This is a genomic window from Photobacterium sp. DA100 (assembly GCF_029223585.1).
In the GTDB taxonomy this organism is placed as follows: Bacteria; Pseudomonadota; Gammaproteobacteria; order Enterobacterales; family Vibrionaceae; genus Photobacterium.
Genome location: NZ_CP119423.1, coordinates 2,442,076 through 2,463,484, shown reverse-complemented (window position 1 = coordinate 2,463,484; position 21,409 = coordinate 2,442,076). Strand labels below are relative to the sequence as shown.

Below are 21,409 nucleotides of genomic sequence, written 5' to 3'. Positions count from 1 at the left end.
AATAGTTTTTCTTTAATTGATATTTAATTGAACCTCAGCCGCCGGTGCAGTTTGCAGGCGGTGAGAGTAGGTTTTCCAAAGTTTGTAGATAGATGGCAGCACCAGCAGGGTCAGCAGAGCCGATGATACCGAGCCTCCCAGCATTGGGGCGGCAATGCGCTGCATCACCTCGGAGCCCGTGCCGCTGCCGATCATAATTGGGATCAGGCCGATAACGACCGTGAGATCGGTCATCATGACTGGGCGGATGCGTTGTCCAGCCCCTTCTAAGATGGCTTGCTCGAGATCTTCCTCTGTGACATGGCTCCCTTGCTGCTCCCGTTCAGTTATCCTGCGTTGCCAGGCCTGGTTCAAGTAGACCAGCATGATAATGGCGGTTTCGACTGCCACACCCGCCAGGGCGATAAAACCAACCCCAACGGCAATCGAGAGGTTGTAGCCAAGGTAGTACATCAACCAAAGGCCACCCACGAGGGCTAGCGGCAGGGTACCGACAATGATGGCAACTTCGCCAAAGCGACGGAAACTCATGTAGAGCAGCATAAAGATGATGCCGAGTGTCACCGGGGCAACAATTTTCAGCTTCTCCATCGCGCGCTGCATATACTCGTACTGCCCCGACCAACTGATGGCATAGCCGGCTGGCAAGCTGACTTCCTCGGCAACCCGCTGGCGGGCCTCTTCGACAAAACTGCCAAGGTCTCGGCCTTCGATATCGACAAAAATCCAGCCGTTGGGGCGAGCATTTTCGGTTTTGATCATCGGAGGGCCATCCTCGTAGCGGATATCGGCGACATCAGCAAGGGTGATATGCGCGCCCAGCGGCGTAACGAGCGGCAGATTCTGCAGGCTGTATACAGAATCTCGGTAATGCTGCGGATAGCGGACATTCACCGGATAGCGCTCAAGCCCTTCCAGTGTCTCAGCGACGTTCATCCCACCGACGGCGGCACTGGTCACCTGCTGGACATCTTGGATGGATAAGCCGTAGCGAGCCGCGCGGTGACGATCGACATCGATAGTCACGTACCGTCCGCCGGCTACGCGCTCAGCGTATACCGATACAGCCCCAGGCACTTGGCCGACAACTTCCTCCAGCGATTTGCCGATTTTTTCGATGGTCTTTAAGTCCGGACCTGAAACCTTAATTCCCACCGGTGTTTTTATCCCGGTCGAGAGCATATCGATACGGGTCTTGATTGGCATAACCCACGCGTTGCTCAGGCCGGGAAATTTCACCAAGCTGTCAAGCTCGTTGCGCAATGTGTCTGTGGTAACGCCTTCGCGCCACTCACTGCGCGGTTTGAGCTGAATAAACGTTTCTATCATCGTCAGCGGAGCAGGATCGGTTGCAGTTTCGGCACGTCCGGCCTTGCCCCAAACCGTCTCGACTTCAGGGATGGTTTTGATCAGCTTGTTGGTTTGTTGCAATAATTCCCGCGCTTTACCAATCGAGATCCCCGGGTAGGTTGTTGGCATATACATCAGATCGCCTTCATCGAGCGGAGGCATAAACTCGCTGCCCATTTTGCTGTATGGGTACCAGGCTGATGCCAGCAACACCAACGACATCGCGATCATGGTCTTAGGGTAGCGCAGGCTCAATTTCAGCATCGGGCGGTAGCTGGCCACTAGCATACGGGTGATAGGGTTTTTCTGCTCGGGCATGATACGGCCACGAACGAAGTAGCCCATCAGTACCGGTACGAGTGTAATGGCCAACCCAGCCGCCGCTGCCATGGCGTAGGACTTAGTAAAAGCCAGTGGCGCAAACATCTTGCCTTCCTGGCCTTCCAGGGCGAATACCGGGACAAAGCTGAGGGTAATGATAAGCAGCGAGAAGAATAGGGGAGTCCCCACCTCTTCTGCAGCAGTAGCAATGATCTCCCAGCGGTTTTTGTCGGTTTCTGTGTTTCGCTCAAGATGCTTGTGAACATTTTCGATCATCACTATGGCACCATCTACCATGGCTCCAATGGCAATACCAATCCCGCCCAGAGACATGATGTTGGCGTTAATACCCTGCCACTGCATGATGATGAACGCACTGAGAATACCAAGTGGCAAGCTGATCAAGATAACCAGCGAAGAGCGAATATGGAAAAGGAACAGCGCACAAACCAGCGTGACGACCACAAACTCTTTGATCAGGGTGTTGTTGAGATTATCAACTGCCGAGTCAATCAGGCCTGAACGGTCATAGGTGATGACCATCTCGACGCCATCTGGCAGTGAACGTTCCAGTTCGGCCATTTTCGTTTTGACATTGGTGATAACCTCACGGGCATTTTCCCCGTATCGCATAACGATGACACCACCGACAGCTTCACCTTCACCGTTGAATTCTGAAATACCGCGGCGCATCTGTGGTCCCATCGAGATATCGGCGATGTCGCCGAGCATCAAGGGGGTGCCGGTTTCAGACAGTTTAAGTGGCAGGGCGGCAATATCTTCCGCAGAGCGAAGGTAACCCGTGGTTCTCACCATATGCTCGGCCTCTGCGACTTCGATCACTGAGGCGCCCACCTCCTGGTTGCCGCTCTGAATCGCCTGGTTGACTTGGGCCAGGGTCAGGTTATAAGCCCGCAACTTGTCAGGATCAATCTGGACCTGGTACTGGCGAACCATGCCGCCGACAGTCGCCACCTCTGAGACACCATCGACAGTCTGCAGCTCGTATTTTAAGAACCAGTCCTGCAGGCTGCGCAATTCACTCAGGTCATGCTGACCGGTTTTATCCTGCAGGATATAGCTCAGCACCCAGCCAACCCCGGTGGCATCAGGCCCCAGCTCGGGTTTTGCTGCTGCCGGTAAGGAAACCTGCCCCATGTATTCCTGGACCCGGCTGCGAGCCCAGTACATGTCGGTGCTGTCATCAAAGATAATGTAAACGTACGAGTCACCGAAGAAGGAAAAGCCACGAACGACCTGCGCGCCAGGGACTGCCAGCATGGCTGTCGATAGCGGGTAGGTCACTTGGTCCTCGACAACTTGTGGTGCTTGCCCCGGATAGCTGGTTTTGATGATGACCTGCACATCCGACAGATCAGGAATGGCATCGATAGGGGTTTTGTTCACCGAATAAAGCCCGCCGGCTGCCAGCATGGCCGCAGCGATGAGGACAAAGAATCGGTTGGTGATCGACCAACGGATAATTTTGTTTATCATTACTCGCCATCCTTATTGTGGTTCATCATGTCGTGACCCATCGCGCTGTGGTCCATATTGCTATGATCCATGGTGCTGTGATCCAGCATGTCGTGCCCCATCGCGCTGTGATCCATATTGCTGTGGTCCATGGTGCTATGATCCATCATGTCGTGTCCCATCGCACTGTGGTCCATATTGCTGTGGTCCATGGTGCTGTGATCCATCATGTCGTGACCCATCGCGCTGTGGTCCATATTGCTGTGATCCATCATGTCGTGACCCATCGCGCTGTGGTCCATGGTGCTGTGATCCATCATGTCGTGTCCCATCGCACTGTGGTCCATATTGCTATGATCCATATGACTGTGATCGTTCAGCACGAAATCATCGGGCAACTGTGGTTTCTCATCTGACAGGGAAACAATGAGGTATTGGTTTTTCTCTTTCTGCAGTGCAAAGCGGATCGGGGCACCTTTTGATAACGCCTTGAAGCTGACATCATCTGAGACGTCAAAGTCCATTTCCATCGCAGGCCAATTCCATTCCGGTACTGGCATATGGGATATCCGAACCCGGTTTTGACCATTAGAAGCGACAAAAAGACCATCGACCATTACGGGGGCAGCTTCAGCACCATTTATCCGGCTTAGGTCGGCACTTTGTGATGATTCAGAGTCCAGCATGAATTGCGCCGATGTCACGACTCTATCTGAATCGGTCAGGCCGGCAGTCACTTCGATCCATTCACGGTTTTCCATTCCGGTTTCTATCCGGGCAGAGCGGTATTTGCCGTCTCCGAGCGCCAAGACAACACGGGTCATGTCACGGTTTCGGATCACGGCCTGGCGAGGTACGACCAGACTTTGCTGCTCAGACGCTGCTTCTATTACTAACTTGGTATACATGTTAGGTTTGAGGCGCAACTCGGGATTATCAAAGACCACTCGCACTCGCATACTGCGCGTTGCCGAATTCAGTACCGGGTAGATGTAATCGACATAGCCTTGCCACTGCTCGCCTGGCAGGGCATCGATTGCCATGTTGACACGAGATCCGACCTTAACCTGGCCTGCCTGTCGTTCAAAAACTTCGGCCTCGACCCAGACCGTATCGAGTGCACCGCCGCTAATGACGGTTTGCTGAGGTGACAAAAATGCCCCCTCGCGAATATTTAGAGCATCAATAATGCCATCAGCCGGGGCTTTAACCGCGACATGGTGAATGGGCTTGCCGGAGCGAATAACCTGGGATACCTGGGCATCATCCATGCCTAGTGCACGTAACCGCTGCTTTGCACCATTAACCATTGCATTACGGTTGGCGCGAACGGCATTGAGCAGTTCTTCCTGGGCTTTAACCCACTCAGGCGAATAGAGCGTAAAGAGTACATCTCCCTTACTGACTTTCTCCCCTGTGGTATTGACGTGCAGGCGCTCGACCCAGCCATTGACCCTTAGGTTAACCTGCCAATAGCGTTGCTGATCAAAGCTGACATAGCCCACTGTGTCCACCGGCAGCGCTAAGTTTCGATACTCTACCGGCGCGCTCTTGACGCCGAGGTTGTTCTCAACCGCAGGGTCGATAAAGACTGTTCCTGCAGGCTCATTTCCGCCCTGTAAATCTTCCTCATAGACCGGAATAAGATCCATGCCCATCGGTGATTTACCCGGTTGGTCGCGTTTGTAGTTGGGATCCATTGGGGCGACCCAGTAAAGCGGTTGCTTTTCGCCGGTATGTTCTGCATGTGCATGGGTACTATCTGCGTGTTTGCCCAACGTAAAGCCAACACCAGCACTGATGCTCAGAGCTAAAAAGGTCATAACATATTTTTTCATTATTCATGTTCCTGTTGGTATTGGCTTTAGAAGTAGCGGTTCAGATAGAAAGCCTGCTGGTTGAGGCGTTGGTGATGATCGGCTTTCACTCGTGCAAGCTCCATTTCCACGGTCAGCAGCTCATCTGAGGCTTGAATCACATCGGCGAAAGTGGCAAAGCCACTTTCATAGCTGCTTTCCACCGTGGCGAGACGTGCTTTGCTGCGTTCAATAATTTGATTTTGATAGGTATCAATTCGCTGCTGAGTGAGGGTAGTTTCCTGCTCTAGGCGAGTAATTTCTGCATGCAGTTGGCGCAGCCATGTATCGCGCTGTGCTTTGCCTGCAACCATATTGAGCTGAGCGGCATTGAGGCGTTTGTCTTGGCGCTTGTTGGTAAACAGCGGCAGATCCATCGTCAGAGACACACTGACGAGATCAGAGGCCTGACGGCCACCCATATCTTCTGCCTGGCGATAGCCATACATCATTTCGACACCAAACTCTGGTTTATAAGCCTCGTTGGCAATGTCCACATCGGTTGCGCGAAGCTCGATTAACTTGTCGAGTTGGCGAACACTCGGGTGAGACAACAACTGTTCGGGCCAGCGGGCAGGGGTTTGCAGCATTTGCTGCAGCATAGGCCATTGTGGCAAGCGGCTGGCATCAACAGAAGCAAGATCGCTACCTAGCCATTCGGTCAGGCGTGCCAGTTGGACCTGCTGAAGTTGCTGGTTTGCCAGTAACTGTTGCTCGATACGTCCTTGGCTAATTTCAACGGCTAATACCGCTTCAGCTTCGGCCTTATTCCCCAGGGCATAAGACTCGGTTACCTCGCTATGCTGGCGTTCCAAGAGGTTTTGGCGGGACAGCAGCAACTCATGGGATTGCCGCAGATAATATAGCTCAATCCACAGTTCCGTAATTGTTCGTGATAGTTCGAGGGCCCGAAGCTCCATGGCGAGCTCCATGCTGTCAGCTTCGATGCCGCCACGTGATTCCTGCAAGGCGAGGGTATTTCCCCGCGAGAAGGTCTGCATCAAGCCGACGGAGACACTTGTCATCATGTCGTCATTCAGGGAGAAACTGTCCACCGGCAGTCCGCCCACGCCGACTTTCAGCTTGGGATCCATCCATTGACCGGCGGCAACCGCACTCTCGCGTAGCGCTTGAGATTGGTAATCCAGCTGTAGCCGGGTGGTATCTTGCTCGATGGCAATATCAACTGCCTCATAGAGAGTCAGCGAGGCCAATGCAGCTGGCACACTCAGCAGCGTACCGCAAAGCGCTGCGGCTAAATTTAGGTATCGGATTTTCATGACTATTCATTTTATTTAGTGAATAACAGACGAACTGATGCCGTGGCATTCAATACGCCATTGATAAATAAGTGAACAGTTAGGCTATTGGAGGCCGATACAGGTTATTAGGCGAGGCCGACAGATAGAAAGAAACGGCAGAGGACGGGCGTTGGCCACTGAAATTGAAATTCGGCATTTTGACGATGGTGTGGGTAAATGCCGCAGATGAAAAGTTACAAGGCGTGATCAGGCAACATTCTTGCAATCCATCGTGAGGGCAGCTGTTTGTCATCGGCTCTGCATGGCTGTTGCTTGAAGAACTTTGATGTGAAGCGTTATGGTGCAAGGAGGCGTCATGGTGGTCACAATGAGTGTCAGCCCCATGGCAATCGCTTGGATTAATGGCTGTAATGTGTGGCGCTAAATCGCTGGTTTCATAACTGACAGGTGTAGCAGCGACTCCCCCCGAAAGGGAGATTGTCAGCAGCAACAACAGTGTGATGAAACGAGGAAAACGCATTAAATAAAGCCTGTGCCAAATTCGCTGGAAATTATAAACCTTACTGCTGGGTGTGAGTCAAATCGCCCTGCCAGGTTAAAATCTGACTTTATGACGGCCTTTTATTTTAGCGTGAAAGAAATAGATGTTTTTAAGGTTATGAATTTTAATGGTTTTATTTGATTTCCTGAAAGGCGCAATACACTTTTATGTCTTAAGCACTCATCGGGAATTACTGAATTGATGTTGCTGGGTAATACTTTCTAACACTTTGTTGAGTTTTGTTGCGCTTGCGTGGCAATGATAAAGTTCATGATGGCTTTCAGATAGTTGGTTATCTTCAGCCTCGCAGCAATAAAATAACAACGCCCCGGCAAATCGGGGCGTTGTTTATCGGTTTGTGTAGGAGAAACCTTATTGGTCGTAGCTCGCTTCGCGAACTTTGGCTTCTTGTTCCCATTTAGGCACAACAGTGTTCAGGAAGTCTTCTTTCTCCTGGTTCATTGCATCCATATCCATACCAAGTGCTTGCTGGGCTTTTAGCTTGGTGGAAATATCAGGAATTTCCACTGGGTCGGTGATGCCTTTGGTAGCCAGTAGGCGGACCACTTTGGCGCGGGCATCGGCTGCTTTATCCAGTGCGGTGCCCAGAACGCGAAGCGCGACTTCTGGTGCGTGCATGTGAACACCGTGGGAGGCAATCGCGTAATCCCAGCGCCATTGCGCGTGGCGGATGTCGGTCAGGATTGGCTTCATCTCTTCCTCGGTCGCGCCGGCATCCCAAGCGGCTTTCGCTTCAAAGTGGGCAGCAACGATTTGCTTCTCGGTGCGAAGTTTCATTTCTAGCACCTGAGCTTTACGGGTTGAGACGATACCCTGCAGGGTTTCTTTATCCTGGGTGTGGCAGTTGGCACAAGTATCTTCGAAGCGGTCGAATGGGTTACCCACTTTGTGGTCGGTAAATACGACGCCGTCTTCATTCTGTACTTTCGGCATATGACAGTCGATACAGGTTACGTTGTTCTTGCCGTGGATACCGTCGCGCCACGTTTCGTACTCTGGGTGCTGGGCTTTGATCATTGGGGCTTTCGATAGGCCGTGGGTCCAATCACTGAAGCCGAGGTTATCGAAATACACTTCCATCTCGTCAACACCGGTGCCCATATCCCATGGGAACTTCACTGAGTTGTGGCTTTGTTTCTGGAAATAGTATTCCACGTGGCACTGGCCGCAGACCTGGGCCTGCTGGTCAAGGCGCGAACCGTCTTCAAACTTCTTGCCGATCGCTTCCATTGCACGGGCCGCGTAAGGACGTGACAAGGCTAGGGCCGGTTTGCCCTGTTTGAAATCTTCGCTGTTGGTATTGTGGCAGTCGGCACAACCAATGGTGTTGCTGATTTCCGAGCCCAAGCGTGCCCATTTGCCTTCGAAATAACCATCTTCGCCGCGCTCGTCAATCACCCGGGCGACGTCGGGGCTCTTACAGCTCCAACAAGCCATCGGCATCGGGCCCGAATTTTCATCCTGAGGACCGCCAGTACGAAGTGTTTCACGAACATCTGTCAGCGCATAGTAGTGGCCACGGGCTTTGTTATAGTCTTTAGCAAAGCCATAGCCTGCCCACAGGATGACCATGTTCGGATCACCTTCCAGGGCATCTTCGATGTCTTTACTTTCCTTGGTTGCCTCCCATGTTTTGAACTGATCGACATGGTCAGCGGCAAAGGTTTCGTTGCGAGCTTCAATTCTTTCTTGTGCTGCTGGTTGCTCACTGGCTAATACATTGCCAGAAAGAAATATTGCAGACAGTAATGCTGCAACAGCGGCAGTATTTCTCGTCCATTTATTACTCACGATGTGCACTCCATAATTCTTGTTGTAAATAGAGCCAAGCGTTGTGAATGCGGCTTTTTGATGCAAACAGAATCAGAGTTCTGAATAAGAGTATCAGATAGAAAATAAAACGAGACGAATCCGGTTTCTTTTTTTGTTGTGGATCAAAAGGGAAAAGCGAATAACGCGAGCTAGATTAATAATTTACCCATATACCCCCAAGGGGGTATTTACATAACCCTTTGGGATAGTGTGGGTGTTTTGATTTAATTTTATTTTAAAACAACATGTTAGGGTGGGTTTTGAGGTTGATCTAAATCAGTAAAAGTTCATATTCAATACTGCTTTTGGTGTATTTGTTATTTGTCGCATATTTTCACATCCTGAAATATAGTTTAATACGTTTGTTGAGCGTTGTGGCTTAAAAAATGATGCAAATAAGAATTGATTTCAAGTGCAATGGATTATTAATTGCAAAAATCAAGGGGCACGTTTGTGCCTGATTTGTATTATCAGCACCGGTTACTTTTTGATTTTAATAAAAAAGTAATTGTGGAAGATGAAAAGGTGAAAAATGGGCAATCATAAAGTAGCCCTGAATAGCATGCTGACATTGTTTGTCGCTATGTGTATTTGGGGTTTCTCAATCAATGTTGCCGCAGACTCCCAAAGCACAGAAGCCACAGCAGCCAATCCTTCTGTAACCACTTCGGAGTCCGGCAGACATGTCGTCGAATTCATCCGTGACCGGGATTACGCCTGTACCCAGTGCCACAAGGATGAAAAAGACGTTCTCAAAGGCGCACATAGTGCCGCCATTAACCCGCACACAAACCGTGATGTGACCTGCGTCGATTGCCACAGCAATGTAGGCAAGGATCACCGCAATGGCGCAAAAGAGGTAACCAAGTTTGCTCCAGCTCAGTCTGTTGCCGGTACTGAAAAGCCTGCGGCCGATGTCGCCTGGATCACGCAGCAAAACGAAACCTGTGTGAACTGCCATGAGGCTGAGAATCTGCGTGAAGCAAACTGGACCCACGATGTCCACGCGTTGGATCTCTCATGTGCCTCTTGCCATAACATCCACCCAACATCTGATCCGATGAAAGATATCGAGAGAAAGCCAAGAATCAAGCTTTGTGTCGACTGCCATTCCGATCAGACAAAAGCAAAAAAGTAGGGGAGAGTGTATGACGTGTTCAAGACGTAACTTCCTGGCCGGTGCCGGGGCAGTTATCTTCACTACAGGGGTGGCAGCCTCTAACCTCGTTGGCGGTCGCAAGACACTGGCGGCGACCATGGAAGATGGGGTGAAGCGCTACGGTATGGTTCACGACGAAACATTGTGTATCGGTTGTACAGCCTGTACCGATGCCTGCCGTGAAGTCAATAATGTGCCTGAAGGGGTTTCGCGATTGGAAATCGTCCGCAGTGAGCCGCAGGGCGAATACCCAGATGTTGACTATCAATTTACCCGTATCTCTTGTCAGCATTGTGATAACGCGCCGTGCGTACATGTTTGCCCGACGGGAGCTGCCTTCAAAGACGATGAGACCGGTATTGTTGCCGTTAACAACTTCAAGTGTGTCGGTTGTGGCTATTGTTTGGCAGCATGCCCTTATCAGGTGCGCTTCTTCCACCCTGAAACTAAATCAGCGGATAAGTGCGACTTCTGCCGTGAAACCAACCTCAAGGAAGGCAAACAACCGGCCTGTGTTGAGTCATGCCCAACCAAGGCACTGACCTTCGGCGATTTGAATGATCCTAACAGTGAAATCAGCCAGCTCATCACGCAGAAGCCGGTCTACCGACAAAAAGTCGAGCTCGGCACCGCGCCTAAGATGTATAAGGTGCCACATGGAAAAGGGGAGATAAAAGGATGAGTACGACATTTGCAGATGCCTTTTATTTTGACTCGCTGGTCTGGGACTGGATCATTGCGGTCTACCTGTTCCTGGCGGGGATGTCAGCCGGTGCGGTGATGATTGCAATTTACCTCAAGCGTAAGGTGATCGAAGGTTATCCGGCCAGCAACGGTATTATCAAAGCGACGGCGATCCTGGCGCCATTCGGGATCATCGTGGGGTTGTTGATCCTGATCTTCCACCTGACCAAGCCGTGGTCGTTCTGGAAAATCATGATTTTCTACAACCCGACCTCAGTGATGTCGATGGGTGTAGTACTGTTCCAGGTTTACCTGGTTGTCCTGTTCGCGTGGCTTGCCATCATCTACAAGAACGAGCTGCTGGACTTGCTGGGTGAAAAATTGCCAATTGTTGGCAAGGTCTTGAAAGTACTTGATCGTTTCGAAAACAGCATTGAGCTGTTCCTTGGCTTCCTGGCCTTGGTTCTGGCGGCCTACACCGGCTTCCTGCTGTCGGCGCTACAGACCTACCCGATGCTGAACAACCCCGTGTTGCCGATCTTGTTCCTGTTCTCGAGCCTGTCCTCCGGTGCCGCGGCCTGCTTGCTGTTTGGTGTGGTGGTATTCAAAGAGTCAGCGACAAGTGCCAGTGTAGGCTGGGTGCACAAGTTTGAGCGCCCGGTGGTGATGTTCGAGCTGTTTGTGATTTTTGCGCTGTTTACCGGCTTGTATTTCGGTGGTGGCCAAAGCCAAGCTGCAGCCATGGCTGCTATTGGCGGCGGTTTCTGGGCCAGTTGGTTCTGGTACGGCGTGATTGGCATGGGGATGTTGGTGCCGCTTGGCTTGAATGCGGTTAGCCCTGCCGGTGTCAAACACAACAAAGCCTTTATTATGCTGGTGACGACCCTAAGTTTGATCGGTGTACTGATGCTACGTACGTTTGTGCTGTATGCTGGACAAATGACAACCTTATAGGTTGCGGAAGAAATGAATAAAATCGCCACAGCCCGTGCTGTGGCGATTTAGTAACAAGGAATATAGATGCTCCCTGAAGTTGGACATTTTTCGTTAATCCTAGGTATGGTGTTTGCCTTGCTCGGAGCCACTGTGCCGGCTATCGGATTAGTCAGAAAGGATTCATACCTTACTCGCTATGCATGGCCATTAAGTTATGGCGCCTTTGCTTTTGTCGGTATATCGATTGTCCTGTTGGGCATGAGTTTCGCCCTGGATGACTTTTCGGTCGCCTACGTTGCCCATCACTCCAATACCCAATTACCCATTTTCTTCAAGCTCGCTGCCGTATGGGGCGGTCACGAAGGCTCGTTCCTGTTCTGGTTATTTTCCCTGACGCTCTGGAGTGCCCTGGTCGCGCGGTCGTGCCGCAGGTTGGATGAGGCCTTTATTGCCAGGGTGCTGGTGACCTTATCCGGGCTGGTTTTCTTATTCAGCTTGTTTGTGGTTCTTACTTCAAACCCATTCGAGCGCTTGTTCCCGATACCGCTGGAAGGGCGCGATTTGAACCCGATGCTGCAGGATGTCGGGCTGATCTTCCATCCACCTATGCTGTATTTGGGCTATGTCGGCTTTGCCGTCAGTTTTGCCTTTGCCATTGCCGCCTTGACCGGCGAACACGGTAAGGGTGACTGGGCGAAATGGAGCCGGCCATGGACGCTGGCGGCCTGGGTTTTCCTTACCGGTGGCATCGCGCTGGGTTCGTGGTGGGCATACTACGAACTCGGCTGGGGAGGCTGGTGGTTCTGGGATCCGGTTGAAAACGCCTCGTTAATGCCGTGGCTGACGGGAACCGCACTGATCCACTCACTGATGATCACCGAATACCGCAAGGCATTGTCAGGCTGGAGCTTGTTGCTGGCGATTTCGACCTTTTCGCTCAGTTTGCTAGGCACCTTTATTGTTCGTTCTGGGGTACTGACATCCGTCCATGCATTTGCTGTCGACCCGACTCGCGGCGTGACCTTGCTCGCTATGCTGGCCTTGATCCTGATCGTTGCCTTGTCACTGTTTGCGATCCGCTCTGGCCGCTATTTTGTGGCAGCCAACTTTGGCTTCTTGTCGAAGGAAGCTATGTTCATGGTGGGGAACAGCTTGTTTGTGGTCTCGATGCTAACCGTACTGCTGGGAACCTTTTATCCATTGGTGTTCCAAGCTTTGGGGCTCGGCAATATCTCCGTCGGCGCACCTTATTTCAACGCGATGTTTGTGCCGATGAGCTTTATCCTGTTCCTCTTTATGGGGCTTGGGGTAGTGATCCGCTGGCACAAGGTAGGGTTGGAAGATGTGATCACCCGAGCCTTGGCGCCGATGTCGGTGTCTATCGTGATGGGGGTCGCGCTGTCGGTATTGTTTGAGCGAGGGATCAACCTTACCGTCTGTCTGGCGTTCATCACGGCTATCTGGATCGCGCTCAGTGCCCTGCAAGCGATGTACATCCGTATCCATGCCCGTCGGGCAAAGGGCATGCGAGGTGTGGTTTGGAAGCAAGCTGCCATGGTAATCGCCCACATCGGTGTCTCTGCCACGATTATCGGTGCCACTCTGGTGAGTCACTACGATCAGGAAATTAGCAGCAAGATGGGGCCAGGCGATGCCGTTTCGCTGGATGAGTATCACTTTACCTACCAGCAAACCGACCTGCTGGTCGGGCCGAACTACACCGCCGAACAGGCGCAAATCACCGTGAGTAAAGACGATCGATTGATTGCGACCATTCGCCCCGAGCGCCGTCACTATACGGTACGCACCATGAACATGAGTGAACCGGGTATTGCATGGTTCTGGCACGGTGATATCTATATCACGCTCGGCGAGAAGCTTAACCGCACCGACTATGCGGTGCGGATCCAATACAAGCCTTATGTTCGTTGGTTGTGGGTTGGAAGTATTTTGATGATGGTTGGCGGGGCCATAGCGGTAGGCAGCTTGGCTGGCAAGCGGGTTTCGCATAAGCGTCATCAACCGAAAAAATCTGAAACGATAGTGATTTGGAAGTAGTGGTGGACAAGATATGAGATTGACGAGCCGATACCTTCCTTTGGCTGTTGTCGTGGCGATTCTGGCAGTGATTAGCTTGGCGGTGATGCTTACCCAAGATGGCCAGACGTCAAAACTTGAGGAGAAGCCAGTGCCAGCTTTTAGCTTGCCGCGGCTGGATAAGCCGGGTGTGGCGGATCAAACCTTGCTGGCGGGACAACTGCATTTGCTCAATGTCTGGGCTTCTTGGTGTGCCGTATGCAAAAGCGAGCATCAGTTTCTGATGCAGCTGGCGCAGCAAGGGGATGTTGCCATTGTGGGGCTCAATTATCGGGATAACCGCCAATCGGCAATGCGTGAATTAACCCAAAGTGGCAACCCTTACCAAGCGGTGTTGTACGATCCCAAAGGAGCCCTGGCATTGGATTTGGGCGTATACGGCACCCCGGAAAGTTACCTTATCGATAACCATGGCATGATCCGGTACCGCTATCTTGGCCCATTGGATGAAGCCATATGGCAACGGGAGTTCGTCCCGGTGATTGAGCGCTTACAGCAGGAAGAGGTCACCAATGGTTAGAAATCTGGTTAGTCAAATAAAAACGGTGCTTCTGGTTTTGTGCCTGGGGGGGCTAGCCATGAGTATGCCAGCGGCGGCACAGACAGATCAGATTTTTGTCGCTGCCGATACACAGTTAGTTGAATCCGTGGAGACGTTTCGCTTCCGCTCTTCTGCCGAGCAGCGGCGGGCAATCGAGCTATCACGCCGCTTGCGCTGTCCGCAATGCCAGAATCAGAACCTGATTGAGTCGAATTCGCCAGTGGCGAAAGACTTGCGGCTCAAGGTCTATCAAATGGTTGATGCCGGACGAAGTGACGAGGAGGTGATTGAGTTTATGACGTCACGGTTTGGCGATTTTGTGTTGTATAAGCCACGTTTGAACCCGCAAACGTATTTATTGTGGGGGGGACCATTCTTATTGCTCGCCCTGTTTGGATCAATTATCTGGGGCACGATTAGACGCCAGCAGCGGGCAAGAGAGTAGGCGCTCGCTTCGTGGTGAGTTTTTTGCCAGTAAAGGGAAAATACGAGTGGGGACACTGTATTTTCCCTTTTTCGTTTTAGTTGTGACTGCCTGCTAGCTGCCGAGACTTTATTGATAGCTTTAATTTTCTTGAAAGCAATACCAGCGCACAAGGCAGCAGCCAACTGGCATTTGCCGAGTACAGCGGAAGCCATTTGTTAAAGCTGCCGTCCAGCGCACTTGGGACAACATCAAGGATACTGGCGGCGTCGATGCTGCCGAAGATGAAAGCGATAGCGATGGCGGCCATATAGGTGTTGCGGTACTTGGTTTGGCCCGGGTAGAACAGCGCACAAAGGATCAGGGCAATAGCAACAGGGCACAGCACCAGGATAGCCGGCAGGCTCAGGGCCAGAATTTGATCAAGCCCGACATTGGCGATAATACCGGTCAGAACCACAACAATCGTGGCGGTACGGCGGAACGGGACACCGAAGGTTTCTTGGTAATACTCGGTACAGGCGTTAGTCAGACCAACCGTTGTCGTCAGGCAGGCCATGATAATGATTGCAGCCAGCAGCAATTGTCCGTATTCACCAAAATGGTATGCAACATAAAGGCTTAGCAGTTCACCACCATTGCTTGCTCCTGCCGCGATAGGGCTGGAAGTGGCACCGACATAACCCATCGCCAAGTAACATGCCCCCATCAGAATGATATAAATCAAAGCTACTTTGAACGTCGATTTTCCTACCGCTTTTTTGTCGGTTACCCCTTTGTTGTTAATGGCTTTGATGATCACCCAGCCAAAGCCAACCGCAGCGATGGCATCCATTGTCATATAGCCCTGTACCAAACCTTGGGTAAAAGCAAAATCGACATATTCACCCTGTGGTGCGAGCGGTGCAGATAGCGGGTTGACCACAGCGGTGATAGCCAGTGTGCAAAGCATGATGATCAAAAGTGGTGTCATGATCTTGCCGATATAATCAACCAGCTTACCCGGGTGAAAGGCCAGTAGTAAGGTCAAGCTACAAAAAATGAGGGAAAAGAGTGGTAGCTGCTCGCTATCGACAAACGGGTTGATCCCCATTTCATAGGCAACGGTAACGGCGCGGGGCATACTGAATGCAGGGCCAACGGCGGTAAGCAGGGCAACCCAGATCAGGGTGGCTAGCCAGCTTGGCAGCGGGTTTGTCAGCTGCTTACTATCGCTCAAGCGGCCAAAAACAAGCAGGGTCAGGGCGGGTAACCCGACAGCCGTAACCAGGAAACCAATCATGGCGGGCAGCAGCTGGGTGCCGGCTTCCAAGCCGAGGAAAGGGGGGAAAATAATGTTGCCAGCGCCGAGGAACATGGCGAAGGTCATCAAGCCGATGGCAAGTGTATCGTTAGTCTTCATTGGACGAACCCTGTGTTTGCTTTTAATTCTTGGGACCGTCAGGGGCTGGGAAGATAAACGTATTGATATGTTGATTCTCCGTCAGCCTGGCTGACGGAAAATAGCCGCCAGCCTAGATGACGATGACTAGGACGACGACAGAGACGACAGATTGTGTTGCACGCAAAACCGCACGTTTGGCATAAGCCAAAACGGTAGTAGCAGCGGTTTGAGAGAGAAGATCTAGCATTGAGCTTTTCCTAGTGCGAAACAACAATAAGTCTGGGTAACTCGATGTTACTTGGGTATACAACATATAAGCATTTTTCTGAGCTGTAAACATGGAAAGTGAAAAAAGTCACAAAATTTAGTGCTTGGTAAATATTATCCTACCCACACGGCACTGGCTGACGGTTTGTATTGCCATGTGGCGATTGGGCGGAGTTTTACCGGCTGATGCGATAGTGCCGGGTGGCCGCAAAAAGCATACCGCCCTTGTTATCTCAAGGGCGGTTTTGTGTGTTTTGGTTAGGTTTTCGGCGACGTTATGCTTTATTTCGCCGGAGTAGATGCCACCGGCTTGCTACGGTTCCCCAGTGATACATTAGCCAGAAAGCTAAAGAGCAGGGTTGTCAGGCACGGGAGTAGCCAGCTGGCATGGGCGGCATAGAGCGGCAAGAAATCCGTGAGAGTACTCTCCCATTGTGCCGGGATCAGACCGAGAATATGCAGGGTATCGATGCTACCAAATACCAGCGTAACAGAAACTGCCGCGACAAAGATGGCGCGCTGAGACGAAGCGGGCTTCACGACCAGTGCCGTAATAACCAGTGCAATGGCAACTGGGCAGAGTACCAATATCACTGGCAGGCTGATCTGGAGGATTTGATCCAGGCCGAAGTTGGCAAGCAAGCCGGTCAGGGCGCAGACGATAGTTGCCGTGATAGAAAAAGGGGCATTGAATGTTTGCTGGTAGTACTCAGCACAGGCATTTGTCAGGCCGACTGTAGTGGTCAGGCATGCCATCACTATGATGATCGCGAGTAATAACTGTCCTTGTAGGCCAAACAGGTTTGCCACATAGCGCGTGAGGATCTCACCACCGTTGGTTGCATCGCTGGCAACAGCGGATGAGGTTGCTCCGACATAAGCCATTGCCAGATAGCACGCCGACATCAGAGCGGCATAGATCAGAGTAACTTTTACAGTACTGGTAAACAATCCGTTAGTTGAAGTGGCTCCCTTGTCTTGAATGGTCTTGATGATCACCCAGCCAAAGCCAACCGCAGCGATAGCATCCATGGTCATATAACCCTGAATAAGCCCCTGGGTGACAGCTTGATGCTGATAGGCAGCGCTTGGTAGGGTCATTGGGCTGATGGGTGAGACAACGGCCGAGATTGCTAGTACTGCCAGCAGTAAAACCAGTAGTGGTGTCATCACTTTACCGATGTAATCGACTAACTTACCTCGCTGGAAAGCAAGCAGTAGGGTGACTGTCACGAAAACCAACGAAAAAGGCAGTAACAGGTCATTTGAGGCAAATGGAGCAATACCCATCTCATAGGCAACGGTTACTGCGCGAGGCATACCAAATGCTGGCCCGATGGCAGTAAACAGCAAGACCCAAAAGCCGGTGGCCATCGGTTTTGGCAAAGCGGCGGTAAGCTGCTGGCTATGGCTCAGGCGACCCATGACGATCAGTGTCAGGGCTGGTAGACCGACAGCGGTAACGAGAAAGCCAAGCATGGCAGGAAAATATTGTGTACCGGCTTGAAGGCCAAGAAAAGGGGGAAAGATGATGTTTCCGGCACCAAGAAACATCGCAAAAGTCATTAGGCCAATCGCCAAGGTGTTTTGTTTAGTCATTCGGACAAGTCCTCTGATAGACATCAGTTTTTGTTATGGACCGTCAGAAAGGCTGAAGAAAAACAGGTGGGTAAAGACATTGCTCCCCGTCAGCCTGGCTGACGGGTGAATAGCCGCCAGCCTAGTTAATAATCACTAGAATAGCAGCAATAATATTATGCGATACGAATGTTCCGCCTGTAGTCATAACAGGTTTGCAAACTGGGCGTTGGCAAGTTGTTTGATTAGCGAAATGAAACACGGCGTTTTCCTGAACATAAGTATCGAAGTCACTTACAACATATAAATAAAAAACTGTGTTGTAAATACCTTGCAGGCAAAAATAATGCACTTTTTTGCATGGGTAGATACCTTGGCTGTTTTCCGGCTAAGGTATGGGTATTCTGTCCATTGCGTTGTGGGGGGAGGGGTGAGATAGTAACAATAAGATGATTATTAAAGGTTATTTATGTTAAAGGCGATACACCATGCCGCGATTATCTGCTCAGACTACTCAAGGTCAAGAGCCTTCTATGTCGACATCTTGGGATTGAAAGTGTTGGCTGAGCATTACCGCGAAGCACGAGATTCATGGAAGCTGGACTTGCAACTGCCCGACAACAGTCAGATAGAGCTGTTTTCTTTTCCTAACCCGCCTGCAAGGCCAAGTTTCCCCGAGGCTAGAGGGTTACGCCATCTGGCGTTTGTGGTCGACTCGGTTGAACAGGTCACTGGTTATCTTGAATCAAGAGGAGTAGAAGTAGAGCCGATCCGGATCGATGAATATACAGGAAAAACGTATACGTTCTTTCAAGACCCGGATGGACTGCCGCTGGAATTATACCAAGCCTAAGCGTGATAGGCGGCAGTGAGAGAAGTCAGCAGAGGATACCGGTGAGCAATCCAGCAAAAACCAAGCTGGCCACACCGTAGAACCCGAATTCGATGCGAGATTCAACCAGGCTACTCCCTTCAGCAGGGCGCTTCAGCGTCGCCATGGTAAAGAAAGAACCGCCAGCCAAGCCAAGGAGCAGTACGATCAAGGCAAATAGCGTGCCTTCGATGAGGTAAGTAAAATTCATAAACAGGCCTAATCCTTTGTGGCACGTGAAATGACACAGTGATAATACACACCTTGATTTGTCAGGCAAAGTTTTTTGATAGTAAACCCTATAAAAAACAGGGTATTAGATGATTATGTTGTGCGTGTGAATGAATAGGCAGCAATAGGCTTATTGCTGCCTGAAATATCATCGCCGCGAAGGCTAGAAAACGAACGTGGCGAAGCGCCTTCTCTAAGGGGATAGCCCTAGAGGTACGATTGATGCCGAGTTAGAAGCAGGTTTCTACCAACCGAGAGACTTGGTAATCTCCATCGGCAATGCAGATGTATTTCCACTTATCAAAAGTCAGGCATGGATGTGAGGTAGAAAATGCAATTACATCGCCAACACGCAGGTCGTAGCCGTCGGGAACGGTGACAAACGTGTGCTGATCCATAATCGCAGTTGCTTCCAACCCCTTCACTTCAATCTGCTCGCCATTGCGGTAGCCCCGCTCTGGAATAGGCAGACCTGCATCAAACGCCACATCACGCTTGCCAAGGCCGATCACTGCTTTGTTTAGTTCCGGACGGGAAATCACATACGCCCACACTTCCAGTGCCGATTCAAGATCGCCACCCAAATCACAGGCATAACCTTGGTTTACTTGCGCCCTTGCCATGACATTTTTTTGGGCATCTTGGTAGATCCCGGTATCGTGGATGAGGTAACAGCCAGGGCGGATGATTGCCAATAGGTGTTGGCACTGGGCAAAACTCTCAGCCACAACGTCATACCAAGCAGAGCCTGCGCCAGTCACGATAGGGCTATCAAGTGCGATTAATCCCTCTTCCTTTAGCTGTTCGACCGTCTTGACGGTAGTTGCCAAGAATTCACGGATAGCTTGTTCGGCATTGTCGCCGTGGATCACCCCTTCATACACTTCAATACCGGCCAGGCAAATCCCATCTAGGCTATCGATGTGTTGGGCCAGTGAAACAACCTGCTGCGGAGTACGGCAACCGCAACGACCGCCTTCAACCCCAAATTCGATCAGCGCATGTACGGTAACGCCGGTGCCAGCAAAGAACGCAGACAGTTGGTCGGCATTCTCTTTGGAATCCACACAGCAATAGAATGTCACGTCATGCTGGGTTAGAAGACGCTTGATGATTGCCATGTTGGCCTTACCCACCAATTGATTGGCCATCATGATCTGTTTGGCACCAGCTGACGCTGCCACTTCGGCATGTGGGGCCGTGGCGACAGTCAGACCCCAAGCGCCAGCTTCAAGCTGCTGCTCAAAGAATGCGGGTGTCATGGTTGTCTTGCCGTGCGGAGACAGTTTGACGTTGTGGTGCTCGGCAAACTGTTGCATCCAGTCTAGGTTGTTATCAATCGACTGTTGCTTGATAACGGCTGCTGGTAGGCTGATTTCCTCGTTAATTAGGCTGTATTTTCCCTCCGTTTTTTCATCCACCCATATCCCTTTGGTGCCTACGGGAAATTTTTTGTGATGAATATCTTGGTATTTACTAACATGCTTTTTATTTGCTTGGGTCATTTATTATTCTCCTAACATAGCTCTCAGGGCTTGTTATTACTGCGTTTTAGCGTGGTGATAATATTATTGGTGTTAGAAAGTATCAAACATTACTGAGCGATTTGTGCTGTTTCTCACTGTTTTGAACCTGCCCTGAAATTACTATTTGCCCTGTCGAGAGAAAGGTGAAAGCCGTGACAATCGAAGTCGATATTGTTTCAAGAATTACCGAGCGCTTCTCGCAATTGCGGGATGCTGAGAAGAAAGTCGCCATGTTGGTGATTGATGATTTGGCCGCAGCATCGGGTTACAGCATTACTCAAATGGCCGAAGAAGCCGGAGTGAGTGAGGCAACCATTACCCGCTTTGCCAAAGCGGTTGGCTGTAAGAATGTGCGGGATCTGAAGCTGAAATTAGCTCAGTCACTTGCCATCGGTCAGCGATTCATTCATGAGTCGCCGGATCAGTCGGGGATCCAAGGGGTTTATGAGTCGATCAAAAATGTGATCAACATAAACCGCAAAGTGGTCAACGAGCAGGATGTGGCTTCTGCAGTAGATATGCTGCAGAACGCCCGGCAAATTTTGGCCATTGGTATGGGGGGGGGCTCAACCATGTTGTCGCAGGAACTGCAGTTTCGCTTGTTCCGCCTCGGCTACCCGGTTACGGCCTACAACGATGGCCTGTTGGCGAGAATGGTGGCTTCCACTGCCGATGCCAATGATGTGATGGTGGTGATTTCCGCGACCGGTTACACGCCAGAAGTGGTAGAGCCGGCATCGATTGCCAAACAATATGGTTTGAAGGTGATAGCCATAACGCCTAAGGAATCACCGCTGGCTGAGGTCAGTGATTTGGTTCTGCCGGTTGTCACCAAAGAGACCGATTTTATCTACAAACCGTCGGCATCACGTTACGCCATGATGGCGTTGATCGATGTGCTGTCAACGGAGTTGGCCTTGAGCCATAAACGCCGGACCCGCGATAAGCTGCGCCGCTTGAAGCTGGCATTAGACAGTCATCGTGGTGGAGAGGATAGACAGCCTCTCGGCGATTAACACAACCTGTCCGAACAGTTCGGATTAACGGTTGTGCAGAATTAGCGTCATAAAGA

16 protein-coding genes are annotated in these 21,409 nt (G+C 51.0%); 8 read left to right on the top strand and 8 right to left on the bottom strand.

What is annotated here, in order from left to right; all coding sequences use genetic code 11:
- Positions 1-12: 12 nt before the first annotated feature.
- From PTW35_RS11350 to nrfA, 4 genes are all read right to left on the bottom strand, one after another.
- Entirely contained in the window at positions 13-3,168 is a 3,156-nt protein-coding gene (locus tag PTW35_RS11350; RefSeq protein ID WP_044623671.1) for an efflux RND transporter permease subunit, read from the bottom strand.
- Positions 3,168-4,985: an efflux RND transporter periplasmic adaptor subunit gene (locus PTW35_RS11345; RefSeq protein ID WP_281025079.1), complete on the bottom strand. Its 1,818-nt coding sequence runs from the start codon at positions 4,983-4,985 to the stop codon at positions 3,168-3,170. Before PTW35_RS11345 ends, PTW35_RS11350 begins: the two co-directional genes overlap by 1 nt.
- A gap of 26 nt (positions 4,986-5,011) precedes the next feature.
- The gene (locus tag PTW35_RS11340) at positions 5,012-6,283 is read right to left on the bottom strand and encodes a TolC family protein (protein ID WP_281025078.1); all 1,272 of its coding nucleotides are present in this window, start codon (positions 6,281-6,283) and stop codon (positions 5,012-5,014) included.
- 895 nt (positions 6,284-7,178) lie between these two features.
- Positions 7,179-8,618 carry an ammonia-forming nitrite reductase cytochrome c552 subunit gene (nrfA, locus tag PTW35_RS11335; RefSeq protein ID WP_281025077.1) on the bottom strand — a complete coding sequence of 480 codons (1,440 nt, stop codon included), beginning with the start codon at positions 8,616-8,618 and terminating at the stop codon, positions 7,179-7,181.
- Positions 8,619-9,171: 553 nt separating this feature from the next.
- Here nrfA and nrfB point away from each other — a divergent pair.
- From nrfB to nrfF, 6 genes are all read left to right on the top strand, one after another.
- Positions 9,172-9,777 (top strand): cytochrome c nitrite reductase pentaheme subunit, encoded by a 606-nt coding sequence (gene nrfB, locus PTW35_RS11330; protein ID WP_281025076.1) that lies wholly within the window; start codon positions 9,172-9,174, stop codon positions 9,775-9,777.
- A gap of 10 nt (positions 9,778-9,787) precedes the next feature.
- Entirely contained in the window at positions 9,788-10,480 is a 693-nt protein-coding gene (gene nrfC, locus PTW35_RS11325; RefSeq protein WP_281025075.1) for a cytochrome c nitrite reductase Fe-S protein, read from the top strand.
- Positions 10,477-11,436 carry a cytochrome c nitrite reductase subunit NrfD gene (gene nrfD, locus PTW35_RS11320; protein ID WP_044623666.1) on the top strand — a complete coding sequence of 320 codons (960 nt, stop codon included), beginning with the start codon at positions 10,477-10,479 and terminating at the stop codon, positions 11,434-11,436. The genes nrfC and nrfD overlap by 4 nt, the downstream gene beginning before the upstream one ends.
- 66 nt (positions 11,437-11,502) lie before the next feature.
- Positions 11,503-13,476, top strand: a complete 1,974-nt coding sequence (locus PTW35_RS11315; RefSeq protein WP_281025074.1) for a heme lyase CcmF/NrfE family subunit — start codon at positions 11,503-11,505, stop codon at positions 13,474-13,476.
- A 13-nt stretch (positions 13,477-13,489) separates the two neighbouring features.
- Positions 13,490-14,035: a DsbE family thiol:disulfide interchange protein gene (locus PTW35_RS11310; protein ID WP_281025073.1), complete on the top strand. Its 546-nt coding sequence runs from the start codon at positions 13,490-13,492 to the stop codon at positions 14,033-14,035.
- A 58-nt stretch (positions 14,036-14,093) separates the two neighbouring features.
- The gene (gene nrfF, locus PTW35_RS11305) at positions 14,094-14,501 is read left to right on the top strand and encodes a heme lyase NrfEFG subunit NrfF (RefSeq protein WP_281025072.1); all 408 of its coding nucleotides are present in this window, start codon (positions 14,094-14,096) and stop codon (positions 14,499-14,501) included.
- 76 nt (positions 14,502-14,577) lie between these two features.
- Here nrfF and brnQ (PTW35_RS11300) read toward each other — a convergent pair whose 3' ends face one another.
- The gene (gene brnQ, locus PTW35_RS11300; protein ID WP_281025071.1) at positions 14,578-15,882 is read right to left on the bottom strand and encodes a branched-chain amino acid transport system II carrier protein; all 1,305 of its coding nucleotides are present in this window, start codon (positions 15,880-15,882) and stop codon (positions 14,578-14,580) included.
- A gap of 531 nt (positions 15,883-16,413) precedes the next feature.
- On the bottom strand, positions 16,414-17,730 hold the full coding sequence (gene brnQ, locus PTW35_RS11295; RefSeq protein ID WP_281025070.1) for a branched-chain amino acid transport system II carrier protein: 1,317 nt from the start codon (positions 17,728-17,730) through the stop codon (positions 16,414-16,416).
- A 448-nt stretch (positions 17,731-18,178) separates the two neighbouring features.
- Here brnQ (PTW35_RS11295) and PTW35_RS11290 point away from each other — a divergent pair, with 448 nt between their 5' ends.
- Positions 18,179-18,562 carry a VOC family protein gene (locus tag PTW35_RS11290; protein ID WP_281025069.1) on the top strand — a complete coding sequence of 128 codons (384 nt, stop codon included), beginning with the start codon at positions 18,179-18,181 and terminating at the stop codon, positions 18,560-18,562.
- A 25-nt stretch (positions 18,563-18,587) separates the two neighbouring features.
- Here the strand turns inward: PTW35_RS11290 and PTW35_RS11285 are convergent, their stop codons facing one another.
- Both PTW35_RS11285 and PTW35_RS11280 read right to left on the bottom strand, forming a co-directional pair.
- Positions 18,588-18,791 (bottom strand): hypothetical protein, encoded by a 204-nt coding sequence (locus PTW35_RS11285; RefSeq protein ID WP_044623659.1) that lies wholly within the window; start codon positions 18,789-18,791, stop codon positions 18,588-18,590.
- A 250-nt stretch (positions 18,792-19,041) separates the two neighbouring features.
- Positions 19,042-20,316: an amino acid deaminase gene (locus tag PTW35_RS11280; protein ID WP_281025068.1), complete on the bottom strand. Its 1,275-nt coding sequence runs from the start codon at positions 20,314-20,316 to the stop codon at positions 19,042-19,044.
- A 173-nt stretch (positions 20,317-20,489) separates the two neighbouring features.
- Between PTW35_RS11280 and PTW35_RS11275 the strand changes: the two genes are divergently transcribed.
- Positions 20,490-21,353 carry a MurR/RpiR family transcriptional regulator gene (locus PTW35_RS11275; protein WP_044623657.1) on the top strand — a complete coding sequence of 288 codons (864 nt, stop codon included), beginning with the start codon at positions 20,490-20,492 and terminating at the stop codon, positions 21,351-21,353.
- Positions 21,354-21,409: the final 56 nt, after the last annotated feature.

Bases quoted from the DNA above. Each gene is read 5' to 3' on its own strand.
- PTW35_RS11350 (WP_044623671.1), bottom strand. From the start codon at position 3,168: ATGATAAACAAAATTATCCGTTGGTCGATCACCAACCGATTCTTTGTC.
- PTW35_RS11345 (WP_281025079.1), bottom strand. From the start codon at position 4,985: ATGAAAAAATATGTTATGACCTTTTTAGCTCTGAGCATCAGTGCTGGT.
- PTW35_RS11340 (WP_281025078.1), bottom strand. From the start codon at position 6,283: ATGAAAATCCGATACCTAAATTTAGCCGCAGCGCTTTGCGGTACGCTG.
- nrfB (WP_281025076.1), top strand. From the start codon at position 9,172: ATGGGCAATCATAAAGTAGCCCTGAATAGCATGCTGACATTGTTTGTC.
- nrfC (WP_281025075.1), top strand. From the start codon at position 9,788: ATGACGTGTTCAAGACGTAACTTCCTGGCCGGTGCCGGGGCAGTTATC.
- nrfD (WP_044623666.1), top strand. From the start codon at position 10,477: ATGAGTACGACATTTGCAGATGCCTTTTATTTTGACTCGCTGGTCTGG.
- PTW35_RS11315 (WP_281025074.1), top strand. From the start codon at position 11,503: ATGCTCCCTGAAGTTGGACATTTTTCGTTAATCCTAGGTATGGTGTTT.
- PTW35_RS11310 (WP_281025073.1), top strand. From the start codon at position 13,490: ATGAGATTGACGAGCCGATACCTTCCTTTGGCTGTTGTCGTGGCGATT.
- nrfF (WP_281025072.1), top strand. From the start codon at position 14,094: ATGAGTATGCCAGCGGCGGCACAGACAGATCAGATTTTTGTCGCTGCC.
- brnQ (WP_281025071.1), bottom strand. From the start codon at position 15,882: ATGAAGACTAACGATACACTTGCCATCGGCTTGATGACCTTCGCCATG.
- brnQ (WP_281025070.1), bottom strand. From the start codon at position 17,730: ATGACTAAACAAAACACCTTGGCGATTGGCCTAATGACTTTTGCGATG.
- PTW35_RS11290 (WP_281025069.1), top strand. From the start codon at position 18,179: ATGTTAAAGGCGATACACCATGCCGCGATTATCTGCTCAGACTACTCA.
- PTW35_RS11285 (WP_044623659.1), bottom strand. From the start codon at position 18,791: ATGAATTTTACTTACCTCATCGAAGGCACGCTATTTGCCTTGATCGTA.
- PTW35_RS11280 (WP_281025068.1), bottom strand. From the start codon at position 20,316: ATGACCCAAGCAAATAAAAAGCATGTTAGTAAATACCAAGATATTCAT.